This is a genomic window from Streptomyces sp. NPDC005799, assembly GCF_040630525.1.
In the GTDB taxonomy this organism is placed as follows: Bacteria; Actinomycetota; Actinomycetes; order Streptomycetales; family Streptomycetaceae; genus Streptomyces; species Streptomyces griseorubiginosus_B.
Genome location: NZ_JBEXXQ010000138.1, coordinates 1 through 5,639 on the forward strand (window position 1 = coordinate 1; position 5,639 = coordinate 5,639).

Sequence of the window (5,639 nt, forward strand, 5' to 3'; positions counted from 1 at the left end):
TCGACCGCCTTGCGGCGCACGGCCGCATCGGGGTGGCAGATGCTGCCGAGCTTGTAGTCGTCGTCCTGGAAGGTGTTGGAGTTGATCGCCCCCAGGGCCACTCCCTGCTCCCGGGCGAACGCCGCGAGCTTCCCGTAGTCGTCGACCTTGTCCCACGGGATGTGCAGGGCGACCGACGGTGCCACGCCAGTGAACTCGTGCACTTTCGCCGCGTCCCGCAGCTTCTCCCAGGGATCGCGCGGCACGCCGGGCTGGGTGAAGACCTTGAAGCGCGTGCCGGAGTTGCCGTAGGCCCACGACGGGGTCTCGATCTTCTGTGCCGCGAGTGCTGTCTTCACGGCGGACGGGTCTGGCATGACCACCTCTGAACACTGTTTGAATCGTTTCAGGGAAGCTAATCGCAGTAGTGCGACGCCGTCAAGGTGTCGACATGACCACGTGGGTGACGTTTACGAAAACCCGATCATTCTCAGTCGGGCCCCTTGACTGAGCGGCGCGACGGGCTCACCATGCCGTGAAACGTTTCACGCCCTCCTCTGAGGGCATTTGCACGTGCCAGAAGGACACCGCGTCCGCCGGGAGCCGCCCTGTGATCGTCACCGCCCCCGTCCTGGAACACCACCGCGAGCCGCTCGGCATCGGTGAGTCCCGCCCCCGGCTGACCTGGCGCACGGAAACCGAGACACCGGACTGGACCCAGCGCGCCTACCGGGTCGAGATCACCGACGTCGACGGCGCGGTCCTCGCCGACACCGGGCGTGTGGTCAGCGCCGACTCGGTGCTGGTGGAGTGGCCGGGGCCGGTGCTCGGCTCCCGCAGCCGGGTCGGGGTACGGGTCCAGGTGTGGGGCGCGGGCGCCGAGCCGTCGGCCTGGTCGCCGGTCACCTACGCGGAGACGGGACTGCTGGCCCCAGCCGACTGGACCGCCCGCCCTGTCACCCCCGACCGGGAACGCTCCGACCCCCCGCTCCCGGCGGCCCTGCTGCACCGCACCTTCACCCTCGACAGGCCCGTCACCTCGGCCCGTCTGTACATCACCGCGTACGGCGTCTACGAGGCCGAGATCAACGGCACCCGCGTCGGCGACCACGTCCTCGCACCCGGCTGGACCTCGTACCACCACCGCCTTCGCTACCAGATCTTCGACGTCACCGGCCTGCTGCGGCCCGGCGACAACGCGATCGGCGCGCTGCTCGGCGAGGGCTGGTACACCGGGCGGCTCGGCTTCCAAGGCGGCCGCCGCAACCTCTACGGCGACCAGCGTGCCCTCCTCGCCCAGCTCGAGGTCACCCACCCCGACGGCGCCGTTACCACCATCGCCACCGACGAGAGCTGGCGTGCCACGACCGGGCCGATCCTGCGGTCCGAGCTGTACGACGGCGAGGCGTACGACGCCCGGCTGGCCCGCCCCGGCTGGTCCGAACCGGGCCACGACACCGCCGACTGGTCACCGGTCACCGGACTTCCCGCCCCTGCCGCCGAGTTGGTCGCACCGACCGGCCCGCCCGTGCGCCGCGTTCAGACGCTCGCCCCGGTCGAGGTCATCACCACCCCCTCCGGCCGGACCGTCCTCGACTTCGGCCAGAACCTGGTCGGCCGCCTGCGCATCCGTGTCTCCGGACCCGCCGGGCACACGGTCACCCTGCGCCACGCGGAGGTGCTGGAACACGGCGAACTCGGCGTGCGGCCCCTGCGCGTCGCCCGCGCGACCGACACGTACACCCTCGCGGGCCAGGGCGAGGAGACCTACGAGCCACGCTTCACCTTCCACGGCTTCCGGTATGCCCAAGTCGACAACTGGCCCGGTGAGTTGGATCCGAGCGCGGTCGAAGCCGTCGTGCTGCACACCGACATGGCCCGCACCGGCTGGTTCCAGTCCTCGCACGCACTGGTCGACCGGCTGCACGAGAACGTCGTCTGGGGCATGCGCGGCAACTTCCTCGACATCCCGACCGACTGCCCGCAGCGCGACGAACGCCTCGGCTGGACCGGCGACATCCAGGTCTTCGCCCCCACCGCGTCCTTCCTGTACGACTGCTCCGGCATGCTCGGCGGCTGGCTGCGCGACCTCGCCGCCGAGCAGCTCGCGCGCGCCGACGGGGTACCGCCCCTGGTCGTGCCCGACATACTCGGGGACGCGTTCGGCGGGACCCCGCACGCGGTGTGGGCCGATGTCGCCGTACTGCTGCCGTGGACGCTCTACCGGCGTTTCGGTGACCTGGAGGTGCTGCGCACCCAGTACCCGAGCATGCGTGCCTGGATGGAGACCGCCGCCCGGCTGACCGAGCAGGGCGGCGGGCTGTGGCGGCAGGACTTCCAGCTCGGCGACTGGCTCGACCCGGCCGCCCCGCCCGACGACCCGGGCGCCGCCCGGACCAATGGTGACCTGGTCGCCAACGCCCATGTCGCGCGCTCGGCCGACGTACTCGCCGAAACGGCACGGCTGTTGGGCGAGAAGGACGACGCCGTGCGGTACGAGGAGCTGGCGCGGTCCGTACGGGCCGCGTTCGCCATGGAGTTCGTCACGCCGGCCGGGCTGATGGCGAGCGACGCGCAGACCGCGTACGCGCTCGCCCTCTGTTTCTCGCTGCTCCCGACGGAACGTCAACGACAGGGCGCCGCCGAGCGGTTGGCGCTCATCGTGCGCAAGGCGGGCTTCCGCATCGCCACCGGATTCGCCGGGACGCCACTGATCTGCGACGCGCTGTGCGCGGCCGGCGAGCCGCAACTGGCCTACCGGATGCTGGTCGAGAAGGGCTGCCCGTCCTGGCTGTACCCCGTGACCATGGGTGCGACGACCGTCTGGGAGCGGTGGGACTCGATGCTGCCCGACGGGAGCATCAACCCGGGCGAGATGACGTCCTTCAACCACTACGCCCTGGGCGCCGTGGCCGACTGGCTGCACCGCACGGTCGCCGGGCTGGAGGCCGCCGAGCCCGGCTGGCGCCGGCTGCGGATCGCGCCCGTGCCCGGCGGCGACCTCAGCTTCGCGAAGGCCGCGCACGAGACGCCGTACGGCCGCGCGGAGGCGGGCTGGACGATCGAGGGCGACACGCTGGTGGTGGAGATCCGCGTCCCGCCGAACACCCGGGCCGACGTACAACTGCCCGGCGACGAGCAGCCGTTCGAGGTCGGCTCGGGCCACCACATCTTCCGGCGGCCCTACACCACTCCCGTCTGGCCGCCCGCCGCCGTACGGCATCCGTTCGCCAGTCCCGAGTGACAGCGGCGGAGGTGTTCAGCCCAGAACGGCGGGCCTGAGCACTTCCTCGCACCACTGGCGGAAACCGGTCGGGCTCGGCCGCGCGGTGCGGTGCTCCTCGTCGTAGGCCCCCTCGTTCTGGGCGACGGCCATGTCGGCCACGCCCTGGGCCATCGCCTCGCTCGCCCCGTGCTCCAGCATCATCGACCTGTACGCGTCGATCGGGAGCTGCTGGTAGCGGACCGGCAGCTCCAGCACATCGCCGAGGACCTCCGCCATGCCGTCGGGAGTGAGGGAGTCGGGGCTGACCACAGGTACACCGCCCTGTCCGCTCCAGGTGTCGTCGAGCAGCAGCTCGGCGCCTCGCTCGGCGATGTCGCGGGTGGCGACCAGGGCCAGGGTGCGGTCCCGGCGGCTCGGCAGGAAGAAGGTGCCCTGGTTCCTGATCGCGTCGAGCTGACGGAGCAGGTTCTCCATGAAGAACGGAGGCCGCAGCGCCCGGGACTTCACTCCCGTTCCGGCGATCAGTTCCTCGGCGGCCCGCGCGGCCGACAGGTGCCCGGCGTTCTTCTCGATGCCGTGGCCCATGGTCGACACGCCGACGACCCGTTCCACGCCGTGCCTGGTGACAGCCTCGCACGCCGACCGGGTCGGGTCCAGATAGTGGTGCTCGAGGTTCTCCGTGCGGGGGTCCGGCGGTATCACCCAGAACACGGCCTCCGCGCCCGTGAAGGCCTTCATGAGGACATCGGGGTCGGCGTGCGAGCCCTGGACGACCTCGACCCGCTCCCGCACCTCGGGGGCGAGCCGGCCGGGATCCCTCACGATCACGCGGACCGGCTGCTCGGCGCCGAGGACACGGTCGACGACCTGCCGGCCGATCTGACCGGTGGGCGTGGTGATGACAAGCATGCAGAAGCTCCAAAACGGTTCGCTGGAAGCGCGGTTCACGCCCCGTCGCCTGCGGCGGTACCGGGGGACCGCGTACCTCGATCCTGCGCCGCGTTCCTCCGGCTTGGAAGGACCGACCGGGTCCCGCTTGTTACCCTGCGGGTCATACCGAAGGAGGTCCACGGTCATGGAGTCCCGGTCACTGCGCTACTTCGTCGCCGTCGCGGAGGAACTGAACTTCGCCCGCGCCGCCGAACGGCTGGGCATCTCCGCCCCGCCCCTCTCCCGCGCCATCCGCAAACTCGAGACGGACCTCGGCATCACCCTCTTCGAGCGCACGACCCACAGCGTCACCCTCACCCCGCCCGGCACCGTCCTGCTGACGGAGGCCCGGATCGCCCTGGACGCCCTCCAGGCGGCCGGCCGGCGAGCCCAGCGCGCGGCCGACCCGGAACCCAAGCTCGTCCTGACCGTCAAGGCCGACGGCGCGGCGGGCCTGCTGGATGCCATCCTGGCCCGCTACGCCACCGAGCCGGCGGCCCGGCCCGTCACGGTCCGCCTCTCCGGCTGGGGCGAACAGGCCCGGCTCCTGCGTGCGGGTGAGGCGGACGCGGCCCTCCTCTACGAACCCTTCGACCGCACCGGCCTGGACGCCGAGACGGTGACCGTCGAACCCCGCCTCGCCGCGCTGCCCGCCACCCACCCGCTCGCGGCCCGCGACGACCTCACCCTCGCCGATCTCGCCCTCCCGGGCGTCGAGCCGGGCGACTCCGGCGGCCTGTGCCGCTACCTGGACGCGATCATGGAGCAGTACGCGATCACAGACCTGGCCCAACTGCTCGCGCTCGTCGAATTCGGCGATCTGGTGACGCTGCTCCCGGAGTCGGTCACGACCCGCTACCCCCGGCCGGGCGTGGCGTACCGCGAACTCCCGGACGCCCCGCCGGCCACCCTCTCCATCGCCTGGCCGCAGCACTCCCGCTCGACGGCCACGGCGGCCCTGGTCCGCGTCGCCACGTCAGTGGCGCCCGTCCAGGAGGCGGCCGAAGGAACGGCCACGAAGCAACGGGACTGAGCGGCCCCGGGAGGGTGACGGCGGTTCGAACCGGGGATTTACGCTCCCCACCCGGCCTGCTGCCCGCCGACCCGCTCCTCGACGATCTTCTCGGCCCATCCGGAGCGGTGGTAGGCGGTGATCGGGTCGGGGTCGAGGCCCATGTCCGCGCGGAGTTCGGCGAGGAGTGGTCGTACGTCGGTGTTGTAGGCGTCCATGAGGGCGGCGTTGGCTGCGAGGACGTCGCCGTCGCGCTGGGCGGCTGCCAGGGCGTCGCGGTCGACGAGGAGGGCCTTTGCGGTGGCTTCCTGGACGTTCATGACGGAGCGGATGATGGCGGGGATCTTGGCTTCGATGTTGTGGCACTGGTCGAGCATGAAGGCGATGTCGGGGCTGTAGCCGCCGCCTCGGATGACTTCGTACATGATGCGGAAGAGCTGGAAGGGGTCGGCGGCGCCGACCATGAGGTCGTCGTCGGCGTAGAAGCGGGAG

Annotated in this window: 3 protein-coding genes and 2 pseudogenes; 2 read left to right on the forward strand and 3 right to left on the reverse strand. The window is 71.4% G+C overall.

Annotated features, from left to right (window positions below; translation table 11 throughout):
- A pseudogene (locus tag ABZ453_RS50205) lies at positions 1–356 on the reverse strand (rhamnose isomerase); the annotation flags it as partial.
- Positions 357–589: 233 nt separating this feature from the next.
- On the opposite strand from ABZ453_RS50205, the gene ABZ453_RS50210 reads away from it, so the two are divergent.
- Positions 590–3,223 carry a glycoside hydrolase family 78 protein gene (locus tag ABZ453_RS50210; protein ID WP_359026653.1) on the forward strand — a complete coding sequence of 878 codons (2,634 nt, stop codon included), beginning with the start codon at positions 590–592 and terminating at the stop codon, positions 3,221–3,223.
- A 15-nt stretch (positions 3,224–3,238) separates the two neighbouring features.
- Here the strand turns inward: ABZ453_RS50210 and ABZ453_RS50215 are convergent, their stop codons facing one another.
- Entirely contained in the window at positions 3,239–4,114 is an 876-nt protein-coding gene (locus ABZ453_RS50215; protein ID WP_359026655.1) for an NAD(P)H-binding protein, read from the reverse strand.
- A gap of 166 nt (positions 4,115–4,280) precedes the next feature.
- On the opposite strand from ABZ453_RS50215, the gene ABZ453_RS50220 reads away from it, so the two are divergent.
- Positions 4,281–5,168, forward strand: coding sequence for a LysR family transcriptional regulator (locus ABZ453_RS50220; RefSeq protein WP_359026657.1), 888 nt, complete (start codon positions 4,281–4,283; stop codon positions 5,166–5,168).
- Between the two features lie 38 nt (positions 5,169–5,206).
- Here the strand turns inward: ABZ453_RS50220 and ABZ453_RS50225 are convergent.
- A pseudogene (locus tag ABZ453_RS50225) lies at positions 5,207–5,639 on the reverse strand (rhamnose isomerase); the annotation flags it as partial.

What these genes read in the sequence shown, in the direction of transcription:
- ABZ453_RS50215 (WP_359026655.1), bottom strand. Translation starts at nt 4,114, where the DNA reads ATGCTTGTCATCACCACGCCCACCGGTCAGATCGGCCGGCAGGTCGTC.
- ABZ453_RS50220 (WP_359026657.1), top strand. Translation starts at nt 4,281, where the DNA reads ATGGAGTCCCGGTCACTGCGCTACTTCGTCGCCGTCGCGGAGGAACTG.